Origin of the sequence: Microbacterium caowuchunii (assembly GCF_008727755.1) — a bacterium.
GTDB lineage: Bacteria > Actinomycetota > Actinomycetes > Actinomycetales > Microbacteriaceae > Microbacterium > Microbacterium caowuchunii.
Genome location: NZ_CP044231.1, coordinates 563,665 through 581,236, shown reverse-complemented (window position 1 = coordinate 581,236; position 17,572 = coordinate 563,665). Strand labels below are relative to the sequence as shown.

The 17,572-nt window shown below is 71.8% G+C and carries 19 protein-coding genes; 9 read left to right on the top strand and 10 right to left on the bottom strand.

The annotated features are described in order from the left end of the window. Positions 1–126 precede the first annotated feature (126 nt). Together F6J84_RS02685 and F6J84_RS15415 are read left to right on the top strand one after the other, a co-directional pair. Positions 127–1,077, top strand: coding sequence for an aldo/keto reductase (locus F6J84_RS02685; protein WP_150971153.1), 951 nt, complete (start codon positions 127–129; stop codon positions 1,075–1,077). A gap of 65 nt (positions 1,078–1,142) precedes the next feature. Next, complete coding sequence (locus F6J84_RS15415) at positions 1,143–1,304, top strand: hypothetical protein (RefSeq protein WP_191621819.1); 162 nt, start codon at positions 1,143–1,145, stop codon at positions 1,302–1,304. Between the two features lie 21 nt (positions 1,305–1,325). Here the strand turns inward: F6J84_RS15415 and F6J84_RS02680 are convergent, their stop codons facing one another. From F6J84_RS02680 to F6J84_RS02665, 4 genes are read right to left on the bottom strand one after another with little or no spacing between them, the layout of a single operon-like run. Beyond that, positions 1,326–2,840, bottom strand: a complete 1,515-nt coding sequence (locus F6J84_RS02680) for an MFS transporter (RefSeq protein WP_150971151.1) — start codon at positions 2,838–2,840, stop codon at positions 1,326–1,328. Beyond that, positions 2,837–3,022 carry a hypothetical protein gene (locus F6J84_RS02675; RefSeq protein WP_150971149.1) on the bottom strand — a complete coding sequence of 62 codons (186 nt, stop codon included), beginning with the start codon at positions 3,020–3,022 and terminating at the stop codon, positions 2,837–2,839. Before F6J84_RS02675 ends, F6J84_RS02680 begins: the two co-directional genes overlap by 4 nt. A gap of 9 nt (positions 3,023–3,031) precedes the next feature. Next, positions 3,032–6,007, bottom strand: a complete 2,976-nt coding sequence (locus F6J84_RS02670; protein WP_150971146.1) for an AAA family ATPase — start codon at positions 6,005–6,007, stop codon at positions 3,032–3,034. Next, positions 6,004–7,173: an exonuclease SbcCD subunit D gene (locus tag F6J84_RS02665; protein ID WP_150971144.1), complete on the bottom strand. Its 1,170-nt coding sequence runs from the start codon at positions 7,171–7,173 to the stop codon at positions 6,004–6,006. The genes F6J84_RS02670 and F6J84_RS02665 overlap by 4 nt, the downstream gene beginning before the upstream one ends. 82 nt (positions 7,174–7,255) lie before the next feature. On the opposite strand from F6J84_RS02665, the gene F6J84_RS02660 reads away from it, so the two are divergent. Together F6J84_RS02660 and F6J84_RS02655 are read left to right on the top strand one after the other, a co-directional pair. Further along, positions 7,256–7,759, top strand: a complete 504-nt coding sequence (locus tag F6J84_RS02660; RefSeq protein WP_191905735.1) for an 8-oxo-dGTP diphosphatase — start codon at positions 7,256–7,258, stop codon at positions 7,757–7,759. Between the two features lie 10 nt (positions 7,760–7,769). Beyond that, positions 7,770–8,549, top strand: a complete 780-nt coding sequence (locus tag F6J84_RS02655) for an alpha/beta fold hydrolase (protein ID WP_150971139.1) — start codon at positions 7,770–7,772, stop codon at positions 8,547–8,549. Here the strand turns inward: F6J84_RS02655 and F6J84_RS02650 are convergent, their stop codons facing one another. The 3 genes from F6J84_RS02650 to F6J84_RS02640 form a co-directional block, all read right to left on the bottom strand. After that, positions 8,550–8,894 (bottom strand): hypothetical protein, encoded by a 345-nt coding sequence (locus tag F6J84_RS02650; RefSeq protein WP_150971138.1) that lies wholly within the window; start codon positions 8,892–8,894, stop codon positions 8,550–8,552. Beyond that, complete coding sequence (locus F6J84_RS02645; protein ID WP_150971136.1) at positions 8,891–9,079, bottom strand: hypothetical protein; 189 nt, start codon at positions 9,077–9,079, stop codon at positions 8,891–8,893. The genes F6J84_RS02650 and F6J84_RS02645 overlap by 4 nt, the downstream gene beginning before the upstream one ends. 86 nt (positions 9,080–9,165) lie before the next feature. Continuing rightward, complete coding sequence (locus tag F6J84_RS02640; protein WP_150893143.1) at positions 9,166–9,486, bottom strand: GNAT family N-acetyltransferase; 321 nt, start codon at positions 9,484–9,486, stop codon at positions 9,166–9,168. A 381-nt stretch (positions 9,487–9,867) separates the two neighbouring features. On the opposite strand from F6J84_RS02640, the gene F6J84_RS02635 reads away from it, so the two are divergent. From F6J84_RS02635 to F6J84_RS02625, 3 genes are all read left to right on the top strand, one after another. Beyond that, positions 9,868–10,581: a winged helix-turn-helix domain-containing protein gene (locus F6J84_RS02635; protein WP_150971134.1), complete on the top strand. Its 714-nt coding sequence runs from the start codon at positions 9,868–9,870 to the stop codon at positions 10,579–10,581. 47 nt (positions 10,582–10,628) lie between these two features. After that, positions 10,629–11,621 carry a DNA-3-methyladenine glycosylase family protein gene (locus F6J84_RS02630; protein WP_191905734.1) on the top strand — a complete coding sequence of 331 codons (993 nt, stop codon included), beginning with the start codon at positions 10,629–10,631 and terminating at the stop codon, positions 11,619–11,621. A 101-nt stretch (positions 11,622–11,722) separates the two neighbouring features. Beyond that, complete coding sequence (locus F6J84_RS02625) at positions 11,723–11,947, top strand: hypothetical protein (RefSeq protein WP_150971132.1); 225 nt, start codon at positions 11,723–11,725, stop codon at positions 11,945–11,947. Between the two features lie 10 nt (positions 11,948–11,957). Here the strand turns inward: F6J84_RS02625 and F6J84_RS02620 are convergent, their stop codons facing one another. Beyond that, a complete protein-coding gene (locus F6J84_RS02620) occupies positions 11,958–12,791 on the bottom strand; it encodes an aldo/keto reductase (RefSeq protein WP_150971130.1) in 834 nt (277 codons plus the stop codon). A gap of 29 nt (positions 12,792–12,820) precedes the next feature. Here F6J84_RS02620 and F6J84_RS02615 point away from each other — a divergent pair, with 29 nt between their 5' ends. Continuing rightward, positions 12,821–13,621, top strand: coding sequence for an ABC transporter ATP-binding protein (locus tag F6J84_RS02615; protein ID WP_150971128.1), 801 nt, complete (start codon positions 12,821–12,823; stop codon positions 13,619–13,621). After that, positions 13,603–15,201, top strand: a complete 1,599-nt coding sequence (locus tag F6J84_RS02610; protein ID WP_150971126.1) for a hypothetical protein — start codon at positions 13,603–13,605, stop codon at positions 15,199–15,201. Before F6J84_RS02615 ends, F6J84_RS02610 begins: the two co-directional genes overlap by 19 nt. Before the next feature lie 37 nt (positions 15,202–15,238). Here F6J84_RS02610 and F6J84_RS02605 read toward each other — a convergent pair whose 3' ends face one another. Next, positions 15,239–16,054 carry a Cof-type HAD-IIB family hydrolase gene (locus F6J84_RS02605; RefSeq protein WP_150971124.1) on the bottom strand — a complete coding sequence of 272 codons (816 nt, stop codon included), beginning with the start codon at positions 16,052–16,054 and terminating at the stop codon, positions 15,239–15,241. Between the two features lie 57 nt (positions 16,055–16,111). Further along, positions 16,112–17,506 (bottom strand): MFS transporter, encoded by a 1,395-nt coding sequence (locus F6J84_RS02600; RefSeq protein WP_420846170.1) that lies wholly within the window; start codon positions 17,504–17,506, stop codon positions 16,112–16,114. Positions 17,507–17,572 lie beyond the last annotated feature (66 nt).

Here is a 17,572-nt window from a genome sequence, read left to right as displayed (position 1 = left end):
CGTGTCACCAGCCTACGGCCGGCACCCTCCGCGGGCCATCCCGCCACCGTGCGGAAGGGGCTCCCCGGACGGGCCCACTGCCTGCTTGACTGGGACCGCAGAGCCCCCTCCACGCAGAAGGACATCATGACCCGCATCGGACGCAGCGACCTCGACGTCTTCCCGCTCTCCCTGGGCGGCAACGTGTTCGGCTGGACGGCCGACCGGGAAGAGTCCTTCCGCATCCTAGACGCGTTCCACGGCGGAGGGGGCGACTTCATCGACACCGCCGATTCCTACAGCGCCTGGGTCCCCGGTCACCGGGGCGGCGAGAGCGAGACCATCATCGGGGAATGGCTCGCCGCGCGCCGGCCGCGCAACGTCGTCGTCGCCACGAAGGTGAGCCGGCACCCGGAGTTCCCCGGTCTCTCCCCGCGGAACGTGCGCGCAGCGGCGGAGGCCTCGCTCACGCGGCTGGGCGTGGACACGATCGATCTGTACTACGCACACTACGACGACCCCGACGTGCCCATGGAGGAGATCGTCGCCGGTTTCGACGACCTCGTCCGTGACGGGCTCGTCCGCTACGTCGCGCTCTCCAACTTCACCGCGGACCGCATCCGATCGTGGGTCGAGCTCGCCCAAGCGGGTGGCGCCGACCTCCCCGTCGCCATCCAGCCGCACTACAACCTCGTCCACCGCAACGTGGTGGAGGAGACGATCATCCCCCTGGCCGAGGAGTTCGGCCTGTCCCTCGTGCCCTATTACGGCCTCGCGATGGGGTTCCTGACCGGGAAGTACCGTTCCACGGTCGCCGACGAGCAGTCCTCCCCCCGCGCACGGGGAGCCGCGAAGTACGCGACGACGGAGGGCCTGCGGATCATCGACGCGCTCGAACGGATCGGCGCAGCGCACGATGCATCCATCGCCGCCACGGCGCTGGCATGGCTGCGCGCACAGCCGACGGTGGCCGCACCCATCGCCAGTGCGTCGAAGGTCGAGCAGGTGGAGGACCTGCTCGCGAGCGCCCGCATCGAGCTCACCGGCGAACAGCTCGCCGAGCTGGACCGCGTCTCGGCGTGGTCGCCCTCGTCCTGATCGCCGCCTGACGGCTCTGCACCCGGCGCGCGGGGGTGCGGCGCGGCTCCGCTACGCTCGGACACGTGAGTTTCCTCGGTGGTGGACCCGGTGATCCGACCGGCGGCCCCGGCGACGGCCCCAAGAAGCCGTCGCCCGCGCGCGTCGGGGTCTGGCTGGTCGTGGGCGCCGTAGGGGTCTACATGCTCGCCTCGGGCATCATCGGGATCGTCTCCAACGGCGGCTGAGCCGCAGCGGTCACACCCGGGTCAGGATGCGGCGTGGGCCAGCTTGTCCGACCGTCGGCGCGCCGACAGGTCGATGAGCGCCACCACGAACGCGAGGGCGAGGGCGATGCCGGCGATGAGCATCCCGAACCCGTAGGCGTCGTGATAGACGACCGCGTCGGGGACCTCGCCCTGTTCCCGGTAGATCGTGGCGTAGAAGAGCGCCAGGGCGATCGCGATGCCGACGGCGGTTCCGATGCGCTGCGCCAGCTGTCCGACCGAGCCGGCGAGGCCGCCCTGGCGGACCGGGATGTCGGCGAGGGTCAGGGTCTGGTTCGGCGAGATGACCAGCCCTCCGCCGACTCCCGCGACGACCATCACGGCCGCCATGACGTAGGGCGTCGCCTCGTCCGGGACGTAGATCGCGGTCGCCACGAGCCCGGTGACCCCGACGAGGACGAGTCCCAGCCCCCAGACGACGATCGCCCGCCCGAATCGGTTGACGAGGATGCCGCCGAACCAGCTCGAGAGCGCGCTGGCGAGGGCGAAGCCGATCGTCACCATCCCGGCGAACACCGGCTCGATGTGGAGTCCGCCCTGCAGGTAGAGCGTGGTGAGCAGGAACATGGGCGGAGCCGCGGCGAAGTACATCGCCTGCAGCAGAGTGCCGTTGCGATAGGACTCGACCCGGAACAGTTGCAGCGGGATCAGCGGGTCCTTGCCGAGGCTCGCGTAGCGGCGCTCCCAGGCGACGAAACCGGCTGCCACGAGCACGAACAGCACGAGGAGCCACCACCGCCGAGGATCGTCGTCGCGTGCTCCGGTCGTGAACAGGAACGGCAACATGAGCGCCACGACCGCGACTCCGAAGAGGACGACACCGACCGGATCCAGGGCCAGCGGGCGACGCGAGCGCGTCCGCGTGTTCGGCAGCATCCAGGCGGCGAGCGCGATCGCGATCACCCCGAGGGGCAGGTTCATCCAGAAGATCCAGCGCCACCCGTCCGCAGGTCCGCCCAGGGCGATGAGCAGTCCCCCGAGAGTCGGGCCGAACGCGGTGGCCACCCCGATGGTCGCGCCGAAGAGCCCGAAGGCTCGGCCGCGCTCCTTGCCCTGGAACAGTTGCTGGATCAGCCCCAGCACCTGCGGCATCTGCGTGCCCGCAGCCATGCCCTGCACGAGCCGGGCGACCAGGAGGACGGTCGCATTGGGGGCGACGGCGCAGGCGGCGCTGGCCAGCGTGAAGACGGTGAGGCCGATGATGAAGAGCGCCCGCCGGGACCGCTGATCGCCGATGCGGCCCATCGGGACGAGGAAGAGCCCGAAGGTCAGCACGTAGCCGGACACGATGAGCTGGAGCTCCGTCGCGCCCGCCCCGAAGGCCGCCTCGATCGAGGGCAGCGCGACGTTGACCTTGCTGAGGTCGAGGATCGTGATCGCGGCGACCGTGACGCACACCCAGAAGGCGCGCCACCGGCGGGCGGGCGTCAGCGCGATGTCGGACGTGACCGGGTGTGCCCCGGTCACCCGATCGGGAGCGGTGCCCCCGTCCGTCATCGGCGATCGTCCCTTCCGCCGACGAACACCCGCATCACGACGTACACGATGACGGCGACGATGGCCACCAGGATGAGCTTGACGACGAAGGCGACCAGCGAGAACAGCACGTTCACCAGGAACCAGGCGATCACGATCGCTCCGATGACGGCCAGGATCGTCCACACAGAGTTCTTCGTCATCCCCCCACCCTAGGACCGCCGGATCACGCTGGGCCCCTGCGGCGTCGCTTCCACGATGAGTCTCGCGGGAAGCTGCTCCTTCATCGCCTCCACGTGACTGATCACACCCACGGTGCGCCCGCCGGCGCGCAACTCGTCGAGCGCACGCATCGCGAGTTCGAGCGTCTCGGGGTCCAGCGAGCCGAACCCCTCGTCGACGAACAGGGTGTCCAGCCGGATACCGCCGGCGCGGCTGGTGACGACCTCGGCGAGCCCCAGGGCGAGGGCCAGCGAGGCGAGGAACGTCTCACCTCCGGAGAGGGACTGGGGCGAGCGGGACTGCCCGGTGTGGGCGTCCATGACCGCGATGCCGAGCCCCGAGGCCGCGCCCCGCGCGGCCAGGGAGTCGGTGTGCTGCAGGGTGTACCGGCCCGACGACATCTCCCCCAGCCGCACGTTCGCCGCGGCGACGATCTCTTCGAGCTCCGCAGCCAGCACGAACGTCTCCAGGGTCATGCGTTTGGTGTTGGGCGCCTTGCCCTGCAGCGTGTCGGCGAGGCGCACGACCGCGGTGGCGTCGGCGTCCAGAGCCGCGACATCGGCGTACGCGGCGTCCGCGCGCTCGACGAGGTCTCGCAACCTCTCGGCGGTGGAGCGGGCGACGCTCACCGCCGTGATCGCCGACGAGCGCGCGGCGGCGGCAGCCGCGCGTGCCGTGTCGGCGTCGGTCGGATCGACGAGTTCGTCCGGTGCTCCGACGAGTTCGAGCTGCAGGTCGAGCAGCCGGGCCTTCTCGACGGCCGTCTCCTGTTCGTGCGCGGCGATGCGTTCGCGCAGCTCCTTCGCTGCGCCCGGTGCGAGGAGTGCCGCCCGGCACTCTTCGGCCGTCCGGAACGACGAGGCCGCGAGTGCTTCCGCGAGGGCGGCGTCCGCCGTCGCGGCTGCCGTCGCCGCGGCGAGCCGGAGGCGCTGCGCGTCGCGGAGGCTCCGTGTGCGCTCCCGCCGGGCCGTGGCCTCGCTCACCCGGTCGGCGACGCTGGCATGCGCGCCCCGGGCGGCGGCGACCGTCTCCCGCAGGCGCTGCGCGGTCGCGGCGACACCGGCGGCGGCGGCCCCGATCCGTGCGGCCTCCGCGGCGAGGGCGTCGTGCTCGCGCGCGAGCTGATCGTCGAGCTGTGCCAGCGCCTCCCGCCGCTCACGCAGCTCGGCGCTCCGGCGCTCGGCGGCGAGCGCATCGGCGAGCACGGTCTCGGCGTTCTCGAGACGCGCCTCGAGCTCCGCGGCGGCCTCTCCCCCCGCTCGCGCCGTCAGCGCGGCATGCTCCGCACGCAGCCGGCGTGCCTCCTCGGCGGAGGTCCGCTCGGCAGCCACCGCACGTTCCCGGCGCGCCTCGGCGTCGGCGATCATCTCGTCGGTCACCGGATCGCCGGTCGGGCGTGCCGGGTCCGGATGCGTGGGGGAACCGCACACCGCGCAGGCCTCGCCCTCGACGAGGGCGGAGGCGAGCTCCCCGGCGTGATCGGCCAGTCGGCGGCGCAGGTGGTCCGTGAGCGCGGCCCCCGCCTCTCCCGCCGCCACCACCGCATCGGCGTACGCGGACTCCGCGGCCGTGACACGTGGCGCGAGCGCGTCGGCGGCACGGGCGGCCTCGAGCCGGGTCCGCATCGTGTCACGGACGACGAGAGCGGCCGGCGCGCCGCCGGCGACGGATCGCACCCGGTCGGATTCCTCGGTGATGCGCTCCCGCTCCGCCGGGAGCGCGGCCCGGCGTTCCGCGAGCCCGGCGAGCGCCGTCTCCTCCTCCGCGAGGCGCCGTGCGAGGTCCGCGTGCTCCGCCTCGGCGGCGGCGAGTTCGGCTTCGGCGGCGCGGGCGACCTGCCAGCGCGCGAGGTCGCCGGTGATCTCCTCGTCGATGCGGTCGAGGTCCGCATCGACGGCCTCACCGGACGCCACCCAGGCGTCCCGGGCGACGCCCTCCGCGCGTGCGGCCTCGTCGAGCGCCTCCCGGGCGCGGGCGGCGGCGTCCAGGGGAGCACGCAGCGCCTCCGCCTCGGACGCCCGCTCCGCCCGCAGACGATCGATCGCGATCTCCGGCTCCGCCGCCTCCAGTTCGGCCAGACGCGCCTCCGCCGACATGCGCGCGGTCTGCTTCACGCGTATCGCGCTCACCCGGGTGAACTCCGCCGCGGCCCCCTCTGCTGCGCTCTCCGCCGCCCGCCGCTCCTGCTCGAGTGACTCCACCCGGTACTCGGCACGCTGCACGGCCAGCACCGCCGCCTCCAGGCGTGCACCCAGATCCGCCTCCGGGGGCGGGGCGTGATCGCCCTGCAGGTCCGCCTCCCCGATCAGGCGCTCCGCCTCGGCCATCAGCGCATCGACACCGACCCGCCGGTCCCGGAGCACCTGCGTCGCCTCCTTGCGGCGGGCGTCGACCGCATCCGCGTACTCCTGGTACCTGCGGGTCCCGAACAGCGTCCGCAGCAGAGTCTGACGCTCGTCGTTCTTCGCGAGCAGGAAACGGGAGAACTTGTTCTGCGCGAGGAGGATGACCTGCTGGAACTGCTGCAGGTTCACGCCCAGCACACCGTCCAGGACCTCGGCGACGTCGCGCGGCTTGCCGGCCCGTCCGACCCACTCGTCACCCACCCGCTCGAACAGCTCGGCACGGGCGGCCTCCACCGTCATGCCGTCGCCGCGCAGCTTGGGACGCTCGTACTCCGGCGCGCGCACCACGCGCCATCGCTTCTCGCCCACCGTGAACTCGAGCCGTACCTCGGTCGGATCCTGCGGGCGACAGTGATCACTGCGCAGGCGCTTGTCCGGGCCGTCGTATCGCGGCACGTTGCCGTACAGGGCGAAGCACACGCCGTCGAGGACACTGGATTTGCCGGCGCCGGTCCGCCCGGAGATCAGGAAGATGCCGTCGGCCTCGAAAGCGTCGAAGTCGACCGTCTGCGTATCGCGGAAGGGGCCGAAGCCGGTGAGCTCCAGGCGGTGGAGTCTCACGAGCGCGCCTCGGCGAGCACCTTCTGGATCGGGCGGTCGTCGGCGATGAGGTCGGCGATGAGGTCGCGTTCCCGCTCCGTCGCCCCCTCGCCCTCCCGCACGTGCACGAGGAAGGCGTCCAGCAGCTCGCGGTCGCTGCGGGCCGCGCGGACGCGCTCGACGTAGCTGAGGGTTCCCGGCGCACCGACCCGCTCCGGGACGTGACTGACCGTGGCGCAGTGCGGGAACCGCTCCTGCAGGCGGCGCATCACGTCGCGCTGCGGCAGCGTGTCGGTGTACTCCGCGCAGACCCAGTCGGCCTCGGCGTCGGAGAAGCGCTCGTCGGTCAGGAGCTCCTCCAGCGGCGCGCGCAGCACCCGGAGCGGACGCGGCACGGGCAGATCGAGCCAGGTGACGTCGGCGAGGCCCGTGGCGTCCAGCTCGACGAGCCATGAGCCGCGCAGCCGCCCCTTCTCACCGAAGCTGTAGTGCAGCGGCGCCCCCGCGTAGCGCACCCGCTCGGAGAGACGCTGCCGTCCGTGGATGTGGCCGAGCGCGACGTAGTCGGGACCGTCGAAGACCGAGAGCGGCACCACGTCGAGGTTGCCCTGCCGGATCTCGCGCTCCACGCCCGGGGTCGCCTCGATCCCGGCGGCGAAGCAGTGCGCGACGGCGACGGAACGACCGCCGCGCACGGCCTGGTCCGCACGCACGAGGTCCATGGCGTGTGCGAGCGTCTGCGCCTGGGTGCGCAACTCGACCTCGCTCCACAGGTGACGCACCCGGGCGGGCTCGAGATACGGGATGCCGTACACGTGCACGGGGCCGTGGGCGTCGGTGAGGGTCAGCGGCGTGCCCACCGACAGCGGGTCGGTGATCACGTGGATGCCGTCGCGCAGGAGCCCGGCCTGGAATCCGAGCCGGGCGGCGGAGTCGTGGTTGCCGCTGGTCACGACGACCCGCGCGCCGGTGTCGGCGAGGCCGCGCAGGGTGTCGCTGAGCAGCGTGTAGCACTCGGCGGCCGGGGTCGCGGAATCGAAGACGTCGCCGGCGACGATCACCGCGTCGACCTCGTGCTCGCGCACCTGCTCGACGAGGACCGCGAGCACTCCGCGCAGCGCCTCGAGCGTCGAGTACCCGTGGAAGGTACGCCCGATGTGCCAGTCGGAGGTGTGCAGGATCCGCATGCTGACAAGGCTAGGCGGCACCTCCGACACGGCGTCCAGCCGCGCCACAGAGTCGAAACATAGCGGGCGTAGGGTGCCCGTCATGGCTCTTCCCGACGTCTGCGTCGTCTACATCCTGCGCGAGGGCGCCGCGGGGACGGAGGTGCTGCTGGGATACAAGCGCACCGGCCTCGGCCTCGGCCGGGTGGTGGGCATCGGCGGCAAGGTGGAACCGGGTGAGGGCATCCTGGCGGCCGCCGTCCGCGAGGTGCGCGAGGAGACCGAGCTGAGCATCGCACCGGGGGATCTGGAGCCGGCCGGAGTGTTCGACTACCTCTTCCCTTCCCGCCCGGCGTGGTCGCAGCGCTCGCACGTGTTCCTGTGCCGGCGGTACCGGGGCCGGCCCGTCGAGACCGAGGAGATCGTGCCCGCCTGGTTCCCGGTGTCGGAGATCCCGCTCGACCGGATGTGGGACGACACCCGCAGATGGCTCCCACAGGTCCTCCGCGGCGAGCGGGCCGGGGCCACCTATGTGTTCGGCGACGACCTCGCGACCGTCGCCTCCGAGACGGCGGGACTGCCCGGAGGGACGACCGGGATCCGCTAACGTCGCGGGGATGCCCCGACACACACCGCCCCAGCCGGCAGCGGACGCCCCGCCCCTCTCCTTCTCCTTCGCCGGGGCGACGCTCGTCGCCGACGAGCGGGGCGCTCCCCCGCGCACCTTCCTGCTCGTGCACGGGATCGGGATGGGACGGACCGTCTTCGAGGGGCTCGCCGAGCATCTCGGCGGGCACGGTCGGATCGTGCGGGTGGATCTTCCCGGCTACGGCGAAGCGCCGGAACCGGTGCGCACCCTCACCATCGAGCGCACCGCGGACCTGCTCGCCGCATTCATCCGTGAGCGCGGCTACCCGGGTGAGCCCGGTGGCCTCGTTCTGGTCGGGCACTCCATGGGCACGCAGGTGGTCGCCGAGGTCGCCGCGCGGCACCCGGGTCTCGCGGACCGCGTCGTGCTGATCGCCCCCACGGTCGACCCCCGGGCCCGGTCCGCCGGCCGCCAGTGGGTGCGCCTGCTGCAGGACCTGGCAGTGGAGAGCCCCCGGGTGATCGCAATCGGTGCGCGCGAGTACCTGCGCGCCGGCCCGAACCTGCGCGGGAAGATGCGGGCCATGCTCGCCCACCGGCCCGAGGAGGCCTATCCGCGGATCACGGTGCCGACCCTGGTGCTGCGCGGCGGACAGGACACGGTCTGCCCGCCGGCGTGGTGCCGGGAGGTCGTGACCCTCCTCCCCGACGGCTGCCTGAGCGAGATCGACGCCCATGGGCACGAGACGATGATCCGGGATGCGGAACCTGCCGCATCCCGGATCATCCGGTTCGCCGAAGGGTGCTGATCAGTCCTGGGTGACCTGCCGGCCGAGGTCCTCGATCAGCCGCTCGTCGGCCGAGATCCCCGCGTCGAGGAGGCGCTGCCGGAGGACATCCACGATGCGCTCGTGCGACTGCCCGCCGACGTCCACCCTCGTCTGCGCGACGATGCCGTCGATCTTCTCCTGGATGCTGGGCTGGTCCATGTCCATCGCCGGGGCGTCCTGCGTCTCGCCGGGCCGCACCGGGGCCTCCCGCGCCTCCGGGTCGGGATCCGGGTCGGAACGGTTCGGATCCGAGTACGTGGGCTCCGGGATCGGGTCGCCGGAGTCCGTCCCGTCACCGGCCACGTCCTCCTCCCGCGCGCTCACCGGTCGTCTCCCACCGCGAGGTCGGGGTCCAGGTCCTTGCCGGGCTCATCCGAGGCGATGAGATCCGGGGAATCGATCGCGGCGGCGTTCTGCTCGGCGGTCTCGCCGTCCGCGGCATCGGAGCTCTCCCATCCACCGGGCGGGTCGGCGTCGATGACGCCCTCGGGAAGGTCACGGTCGTCCATGGGCACGTCCTTTCGTCGCCTCCAGCTTGCGCGGGCGGTGCCCCCGGGCGCAGGGGATTGACGATGCCTGACGGCGGGGCTAGATATCAGCGGGGCTGCGGGGCGCCGGGCGCCGGGCGCCGCTCCTCGAGGATCCCCGCCCGCTCCGGGTGCTCCGCGAACCAGTCCGCCACGTACCAGCACACCGGCAGCACGCGGCGGTCCCCACGCTCCTCGAGCAGGGCCACCGCGCGGTCCACGACGATCGCGGCGTACCCGTGCCCGCGGAAGGTGGGGATCGTGAAGGCGCGGGTCATCGCCACGGTACGGCCATCGTCGCGGTAGTCCAGCACGCTCACGAGGTCGTCCCCGCGATGGAGCGTGTAGCGCGACGCGTCCTCGTCATCGGTGAATCGCAGATCGGTCACCCGCCCAGCGTAGGCCGTGTACAGACGCCGGGGGCCGCCGTCACACTTCGTCACAGAGCGTCCGGCACGCGCCGGCGAATTGACGCGACACGCCCGGCTCCGCGATAATCGGGCCCATGACTGACAACGCACGTCTTATGTCCGCCTTGGAGGCGAGCGGGACTGCCGGCACCATGATGGCCGGTCGCGTTGTTCTGTGTTGTCGAATGTGCCGCTGAACCGGTGATCCCGTCAGACTCGCCAGCTGGATCTGAATCGCTGCGAGTCACCGGCGCCTCTCCCGGGGGGATGCGCCGCGCACCCGGTCCCACCATGGACCGCGACCAACAACACGAAGAGTCGGGCACAGCGCGCCGGCTCCCTCTCGCAAGGACTTCTCGCATGTCGACCACCGCTCTCCTCGACCGCACCCCCCGATCCCCTCGTCCGGCGCTGCGCATCGTCGACGACGCCCCCGCCGCGTCGACCCCGCCCGCCGACCGCAGCATCCCCGCCGGCACCGCTCCGCGCGGCTTCGGGCTCTACGTAGGGTTCGACGAGGCCAAGGCCGCTGCCTCGGGCGTCTCGCTGGCCACCATCGTGGAGGCGCTCCGGCGCACCCTGCACGAGGTCGCCCCGGAGGCGGAGACCTACGCGACGGTCGCCCTCGCCCCCGTCGGGGCGGGCGGGCGGGACGTCGACGTCGTCCGCCTCGCGCTGCACGAGCCCTCGGCCGTCGCCCGCACCAAGCCCGAGATCGAGGTCGACGAGCGCGCCGAGGCCGGCGTCGTCGTGGACATCTCCCGCAAGCGCGTGCTCATCGACGGCGAGTCCGCCTCCTTCACCTTCAAGGAGTTCGAGCTGCTCCAGTACCTCGTCCTCCGCGAGGGGCGCACGATCGAGCGGGCCGAGCTCGTCGGCTCGCTGTGGCAGATCGGCGAAGAGGGCGCGCCCGGCGAGCGCACGATCGATGTGCACGTGCGCCGGCTGCGCGCGAAACTCGGCCGCTTCGAGGACATCGTGCGTACGGTGCGCGGGGTCGGCTACCGCTTCGACCGTCATGCGGACGTCGCCATCCGGTACGGTCACGGCACGCCCTCGCCCGACCGGTTCTGACGCAGCGCACCCAGCCGATGTCGGAGGACGCCGCGTAGGGTGATGCGGTGATCTCCCCCCGCCCCGCCACCGCGCAGCGGGACCCCGCGCGCGCATCCGGGACGCGGCACGACGTCACTCCCCCGCGCCCGGCGCTCGAGACGACCTACACCCCGCGGCACCCGCTGGATCTGCACCGCACGGTGGTCTTCCAGCGCCACGGGGCGAACGACCCCACCCTGGTGGTCGAGGGAAGCGTCATCTGGCGCGCGAGCCGCACCCCGCGGGGAGTCGCCACGCTCGCCCTCCGCTCAGTCGGTGGCACGGTGCGAGTGGCTGCGTGGGGCGCCGGGGCCGAGTGGGCCGTCGCGCACGTCCCCGCCCTCTGCGGCGCCGAGGACGACCCGAGCGGGTTCGACGCGACGCGTCACCCGCTGATCGCCTCTGCCGCGCACCGCAACCCGGGGCTCCGGCTCGGCCGCACCGACGAGGTCTTCGATGCCCTCGCGAGCGCGATCTTCGAGCAGAAGGTCACCGCCCTCCAGGCGTTCTCCGCCTGGCGACGCGTCGTGACCTGGTTCGGGGAACGTGCGCCCGGACCGACGCCCCGTCCCATGTTCGCCCCTCCCTCCCTCGAAGGCTGGCGCCGCATCCCTTCCTGGTCCTGGCACCGCGCGGGGCTGGAGCCGCCGCAGTCCCGCACGGTCGTGGAGGTCGCGGCCCGCGCTGAATCGCTCGTCCGCGTCCTGGATGCGGCCGCGGACGGCCTCGCGCGGGAGGCGGTTCTGACGAGCCTGCGCGGGATCGGTCCGTGGACGTCGGCGGAGACCCGCATCCGGGCATACGGGGACCCGGACGCGGTCAGCGTGGGCGATTACCACCTGGCGCATCAGGTCGGCCATGCCCTTGCCGGCGCACGCACGGACGATGCCGGGATGCTGGAGCTGCTCGCCCCGTGGTCGGGTCAGCGTCAACGCGTCATCCGGCTCCTCGCAGCCAGCGGCGTGAGCGAACCGCGACGGGGGCCGCGCCTGCATCCCGAGGACCACCGCCGCCGCTGACGGTGTCCTTGGCTCGCCGATCCGGCATGGTCACCGACCGGTTCGGCACGGGATGATCGCCGCCGAGGCGTGGGACCGCTCCATCCCCCTACGCTGTGAGCATGACGACACCCGGAACCGGCTGGCCCCGCGGCCGCACCACCTGGATCCTCGGCACGGTCCTGCTCTTCGCCGCAGGGGTCCTCATCGGCATCCTGCTCGGCAGCGTCTGGATCGGACTGCTGATCGCGGCCGCGGTCTCCATGGGCTGGCTGCTCGCCTACGAGTCGTGGCGGGGGCGGAACGTCGGGATCTACGATCGCGACGACGACGGCGCCCAGCTCTGAGCCGCCCCGACTAGAACTCCTCGTGCGTGTCCGGGTCCCCACCCCACAGCCGGCCGCGTTCGAGCGCCGACAGCGCCGCGACCTCCTCGTCGGCGAGCGCGAAACCGAAGATCTCGGCGTTCTCGCGCTGGCGTGACGCATCGGCCGACTTCGGGATCGGCGTGCTGCCCAGCTGCACGTGCCACCGCAGCACGACCTGCGTCGGCGAGACCCGGTGGCGTCCGGCGATCTCCTGCACGACGGGCTCGGTGAGCAGCTCGCTGCGGCGGGCGAGCGGGCTCCAGCTCTCGGTACGGATGTCGTTGCGGGCGTGGAAGGCGCGCAACTCCTGCTGAGGGAAGTAGGGGTGCAGTTCGACCTGGTTGATCGCCGGCACGACCCCGGTCTCGTCGATGAGCCGGGTCAGCAGCGGGATCGTGAAGTTGGAGACGCCGATGGTGCGCACGAGCCCTTCGTCACGCAGGGCGATCATGGCGCGCCACGTGTCGACGAAGCGGTCGACCCGGGGGTTGGGCCAGTGGATCAGATACACGTCGATGCGGTCGAGTCCCAGGCGCTGCAGGGATCCCCTCGCGCTCGCGATGGTCTCGTCGTAGCCGTGATCGCGGCCGGGGATCTTCGTGGCCACGAGCAGGTCGTCGCGGTCGAGTCCGCTGCGGCGCACCGCCTCGCCGACTTCGTGCTCGTTCTCGTAGTTCACGGCGGAGTCGAGCAGGCGGTATCCGGTCTCGATCGCGGACACGACCGATGCGATCCCGGATTCCCCGGTGAGCCGGTAGGTGCCGAGCCCCAGCTCGGGGAAGGCGGTCTGGTCGTTCAGGGTGACGGTGGGGATGTTGACCATGCCCCCATCCTGCTCCCTAGGATGGTGCGGTGACGACCCCGGACAGCACCCTTCCCCATTCCCGTCCCGCCGCCACCGAACCCGCTCTGCGTCTGACCGGACTGGTCAAGCGCTTCGGGGAGAAGGTCGCGGTCGACGGGATCGATCTGACCGTCCCGGCCGGATCGTTCTACGGCCTGGTCGGCCCTAACGGGGCGGGGAAGACGACGACCCTGTCGATGGCGACCGGCCTGCTGCGGCCGGATGGCGGATCGGCCGTGCTGCACGGCGTGGACGTGTGGACGGATCCGGTGACCGCGAAGGCGATGATCGGCAACCTCGCCGACGGGGTGCGCCTGTTCGACCGGCTCACCGGCGAGCAGCTGATCACTTACACCGGCATGATGTTCGGGCTGCCGCGCGAGGAGATCACGGCCCGCACCGCCGACCTGCTCGCGCTGATGGATCTCCGCGAGGCGGCGGGCACGCCCGTGGTCGACTACTCGGCCGGTATGACGAAGAAGGTCTCGCTGGCCTGCGCCCTGGTGCACGCGCCCCGCATCCTCGTCCTCGACGAACCCTTCGAGTCGGTGGACCCGGTGTCCGCCGCGAACATCGAGGACGTCCTGCGCGGGTACGCGGGCAGCGGCGGGACCGTCATCGTCTCCAGCCATTCCATGGACCTCGTGCAGCGCATGTGCGACCACGTGGCGGTCATCGCCGCCGGACGGGTCCTGGCCGCCGGCACCGTGGACGAGGTCCGCGGCGGGCAGACCCTGCAGGACCGTTTCGTCGAACTCGTCGGCGGACGCCACCACTCGGAGGGCCCGCAGTGGTTGCGACTCTCCTGAGGATCCGGTTCCGCGTCCTCGGCAACACGCTCGCATCCAGCCCCTGGCAGCTGGTCGGCTTCATCCTGGGCACCCTCGGAATGACAGGCATGCTCTTGTTCGCCTGGGTCGGATTGTTCTTCCTGGGGTTCACCGGGCCGGAGGTGACCGCCACCGTCGTCACGATCGCCGGCGCCCTGCTGCTGCTCGGCTGGACGCTCGGACCGGTGTTCGTCGCCGGCGTCGACACGACGCTCGACCCGGTCAAGCTCGCGCCGTTCCCGATCACGACCCGCCAGATGATGCGGGCGCTGACGGCCGCCGGGCTCACCGGGGTGCCGGGCATCGTGACAGTGGCGGGGACCCTGGGTCTCCTGCTCGTGTTCATCCGCTGGCCGGCCGCCTCGGCGGTCGCGCTCCTGTGCATCCCCGTCGGGGTGCTCACCTGCGTGGTCGCCTCGCGTCTGGTCGCCGCGCTCACGAGCGGAATGGGCGGCAACCGCCGCACACGCGAGCTCGTGGGGGCTGTCCTCTTCCTCGTCGTCCTCCTCGCCGGTCCGATCTCGATCGGCATCGTGGAACTCATCGAAGCCGGGGTGTCGTCATCGTCCGATCCGCTCGGGCGCATCCAGGGCGTGGTCGGAGCCCTCTCGTGGACCCCTCTGGCGGCGGCCTGGGCGGTCCCCGGAGACGTGGCCGTCGGGGCGATCCTGCCTGCGGCGGCGAAGTTCCTGATCGCGGTCGGGACGCTCCTCGTGCTCTGGTGGCTCTGGCGTCGGGCGCTCGAGGCGGCGCTCACCTCTCCCGCGCGGGCGCGCAGCGCACGGGCCAAGGCCGGCAAACTGGGCTGGTTCGGACGAATGCCGACCGGGCCGACCGGCGCGACCTGGGCACGCGCCCAGACGTACTGGCTGCACGACGGGCGGTACCTCCGTCAGCTCCTGGTCGTGCCCATCTTCCCGGCGCTCATGATCTTCTACTCGGGCGGCAGCACCTCGAACCCGCTGCTGTGGTTCTCCGGCGTCCTGGTGGCGTACATCCTGGCGGCCGTCTCCTACGTCGACGTGTCCTACGACGGCACGGCGTTCGCCGGAGTCCTGGCCACGGGCATCCGCGGCCGCGCCGACCGCGCCGGCCGCATCCTCGCCGCCGGATCCATCGGGGTGCCGCTGTTCCTCGCGGTCGCGGTGCTCACGCTGGCGATCGCCGGCGAATGGCGGTTGCTGCCCGCCGTGACGGGCGCGGGTCTCGGGCTCCTCCTCGCCGGCTACGGGGTCTGTGCGATCAGCTCCGCGCTCCTGGTCGTGCCGGTCGCCGCGCCCGGCTCCAGTCCGTTCGCCCGCGTCCCCGGCAGCGGAGCGATCACCACTCTGGCGATGCTCGCGGTCTGGGTGATCGTCGCCGTGCTCGGGTCCCCCGCGCTGGTGCTCGCCTTCCTCGCCGCGGCGACCGGCGACGCCCTGTACGGATGGCTGGCGCTCGTGGTGGGCGTGCTCCTCGGCTCGGCGGTGCTCGCGGCCGGGACGGTGATCGGAGGGCGGATCTTCGATCGGAACGCTCCGGCCCTGCTGGCCCGGCTCCGCACCTTCAAGGCGTCCTGAACCGCGCGGCGGGGAGCCACGGCGGGCCGAGCGGCGCTCAGCCGCCGAGGAGACCCTCGATCACCCGGATGACGCCGTGCTCCCGATTGGAGGGCGCACGGTGCCGAGCGCGGGCGACGACATCCGCGTGGGCGTTGGCCATCGCATAGGAGTGCTCGGCCGCGTCCATCATCTCCAGGTCGTTGAGGTAGTCGCCGAAGGCCATGGTCTGGGCGGCCGTGATACCGAGCGCTTCCTGCAGGCGCCGCAGCGCGCGGCCCTTGTTGACACCGGGATTCATGATGTCCACCCAGTGGGCGCCCGAGACGACCACCTGGTGGGACGCGGCGAATCGGGCGAGGGCGGGGGCCGTCGTCGTCTCCGCATCCGCGAAGTCGAACACCGCGATCTTCAGGATGTCGTCCTCCACCTCGTCGAGGTCGGCCACCTCGTCCAGCCGGGCGTAGTACCGATCTGCCTCGGCCCGGAACGCCTCGTCCGTGCGCTCGATGTAGGCGGAGCGCTTGCCGCAGAGCACGACGCCCACGTCGTGGGTGAGCGTCCGGGCGAGGGCGACCACCTCCCGTACGACGGATCGGTCCATGACGTCGGAGCTGAGCTCCTCGTCGTCGCGCACCACGTAGGTCCCGTTCTCGGCGATGAACACCATGTCGTCCCCGTGCCCGCCGAACTCACGGCGAAGCGTCGCGTACTGCCGCCCGCTGGAGGGCGCGAAGACGATCCCGCGCTCGCGCAGTCGGTCCAGGAGAGGCCACAGGTCCTCCGGCACCCGGCCGTGCTCGTCGAGCAGGGTCCCGTCCATGTCGACGGCGATCAGTCGGATGTCGAGGGAGGTCAGGACGGGAGCGCTCATCCCTCCATCCTCTCCCGATTCCCCCCGCCACCCGGCCCGCGGCTCCGGCCGGCGCGCTCACGCCGGGAGCGGACCGTCGGCCAGCGGAGCCGGTGTCTGCGCGTACGACGCGGACAGCCGCCGATACGGGGCGGACAGGAGCGCGAGCACGACGACGACGAGCATCACGAGACTCGCGGCGGTGAACACGAGCGCGATCCCGCGCGCCTCGCCCTCCCCGAGCAGCCACCCCCAGGTGCGCTGTCCGTCGGCGGTGTTCATATAGGGAATGAGCCAGAACTGCGCGAGCGGGCCGATCAGGAAGGCCGACACCGGCGACGCCGCCGCCTCGATGCTCGCGGCGAAACCGAACACGCGCCCCTGGGTCTCGAAGGGCACCACCCGCTGGATGATCGTCTGCTCGGCAGCCTCGGCGATCGGCATCAGGCACATGAAGACGAACAGGCCCGCCGCGTAGAGCCACCACCACTCCCGGAGCCCGAACGTCAGTCCCAGGACGGACACCCCGACATTGACCCACAAAAGGGTGCGGACCGGGTTCTCGCCCAGCCCGAACTTCGCCACGAGAGCGCCGCCGACGATGAACCCGATGCTCGTGACACCGAGGACGACACCCCACAGCTCCACGGAGAACAGGGTGAGCCCGTAGGGGTCCATCAACGCCATGAAGACGCCGCCGATGAGGTTGTTGAACGTCGTGAAGACGATCAACGGCATGAGACCCGGTACGGACCGGATGGCCGGGATCGCGCCCCGGAAACTGATCTTCGCGCGGGCCGCCCCCGGGGCGCGCACGACACCGGGCTCCGGGATGGACACGAACAGGATGTGGACGAACGCGACGGCCGTCGCGGCGATCGCGATGAGCACGGTCGGCCCCATCCCGAGCAGCCCGATCGACAGCCCGGAGAAGACGCTCGTCACCAGGAAGGCGAGCCCCTGCACGGTGCCCACGAGTCCGTTGGCGCGGTCCCGCCGGTCCGCGGGCACGAGCAGCGTCACCGTGGTGGACAACGCGATGTTGCGCAGGTTCTCGACCACGCCGCCGATCAGGATGACCCCCGCGAACAACCAGAACCACGGCCGCCCCCAGTCGACGAGGGTGGCCTCGGGGAAGGCCAGGTAGAGCGCCCCGGCGAGCAGGTACGTCGCGAGCGTGACGGCGCTCGAGAGGACCATCACCGCCTTCTTCTTCATGTGGTCGACGATGGCGCCGAACACGACACCGAAGACCGCGACCAGCAGCATGTAGCTCCCGCCGATGATCGAGGTCGCCAGCACGGAGCGGGTCTCGAGGTACGCCCAGAACGTCAGAGCGAACCACAGATAGCTCGTCGTGACGTTCGCGACGAGCGTGTTCAGCAGCACCTGGTAGAAGTTGCGCAGAGTGGTGCGGTCGGGACGGATGGCGTGGTCGGTCATGGCGCGGTCCTCCGGGAGTGCGACAATCATCGCCCCGACCTCCCCCATCCGTCGAGGAGGTCCGCGGATTCGGGTTTTCCCGAAACCGGATGTCGG

Bases quoted from the DNA above. Each gene is read 5' to 3' on its own strand.
- F6J84_RS02685 (WP_150971153.1), top strand. From the start codon at position 127: ATGACCCGCATCGGACGCAGCGACCTCGACGTCTTCCCGCTCTCCCTG.
- F6J84_RS02680 (WP_150971151.1), bottom strand. From the start codon at position 2,840: ATGACGGACGGGGGCACCGCTCCCGATCGGGTGACCGGGGCACACCCG.
- F6J84_RS02675 (WP_150971149.1), bottom strand. From the start codon at position 3,022: ATGACGAAGAACTCTGTGTGGACGATCCTGGCCGTCATCGGAGCGATC.
- F6J84_RS02665 (WP_150971144.1), bottom strand. From the start codon at position 7,173: ATGCGGATCCTGCACACCTCCGACTGGCACATCGGGCGTACCTTCCAC.
- F6J84_RS02660 (WP_191905735.1), top strand. From the start codon at position 7,256: ATGGCTCTTCCCGACGTCTGCGTCGTCTACATCCTGCGCGAGGGCGCC.
- F6J84_RS02655 (WP_150971139.1), top strand. From the start codon at position 7,770: ATGCCCCGACACACACCGCCCCAGCCGGCAGCGGACGCCCCGCCCCTC.
- F6J84_RS02645 (WP_150971136.1), bottom strand. From the start codon at position 9,079: ATGGACGACCGTGACCTTCCCGAGGGCGTCATCGACGCCGACCCGCCC.
- F6J84_RS02635 (WP_150971134.1), top strand. From the start codon at position 9,868: ATGTCGACCACCGCTCTCCTCGACCGCACCCCCCGATCCCCTCGTCCG.
- F6J84_RS02625 (WP_150971132.1), top strand. From the start codon at position 11,723: ATGACGACACCCGGAACCGGCTGGCCCCGCGGCCGCACCACCTGGATC.
- F6J84_RS02620 (WP_150971130.1), bottom strand. From the start codon at position 12,791: ATGGTCAACATCCCCACCGTCACCCTGAACGACCAGACCGCCTTCCCC.
- F6J84_RS02605 (WP_150971124.1), bottom strand. From the start codon at position 16,054: ATGAGCGCTCCCGTCCTGACCTCCCTCGACATCCGACTGATCGCCGTC.
- F6J84_RS02600 (WP_420846170.1), bottom strand. From the start codon at position 17,506: ATGATTGTCGCACTCCCGGAGGACCGCGCCATGACCGACCACGCCATC.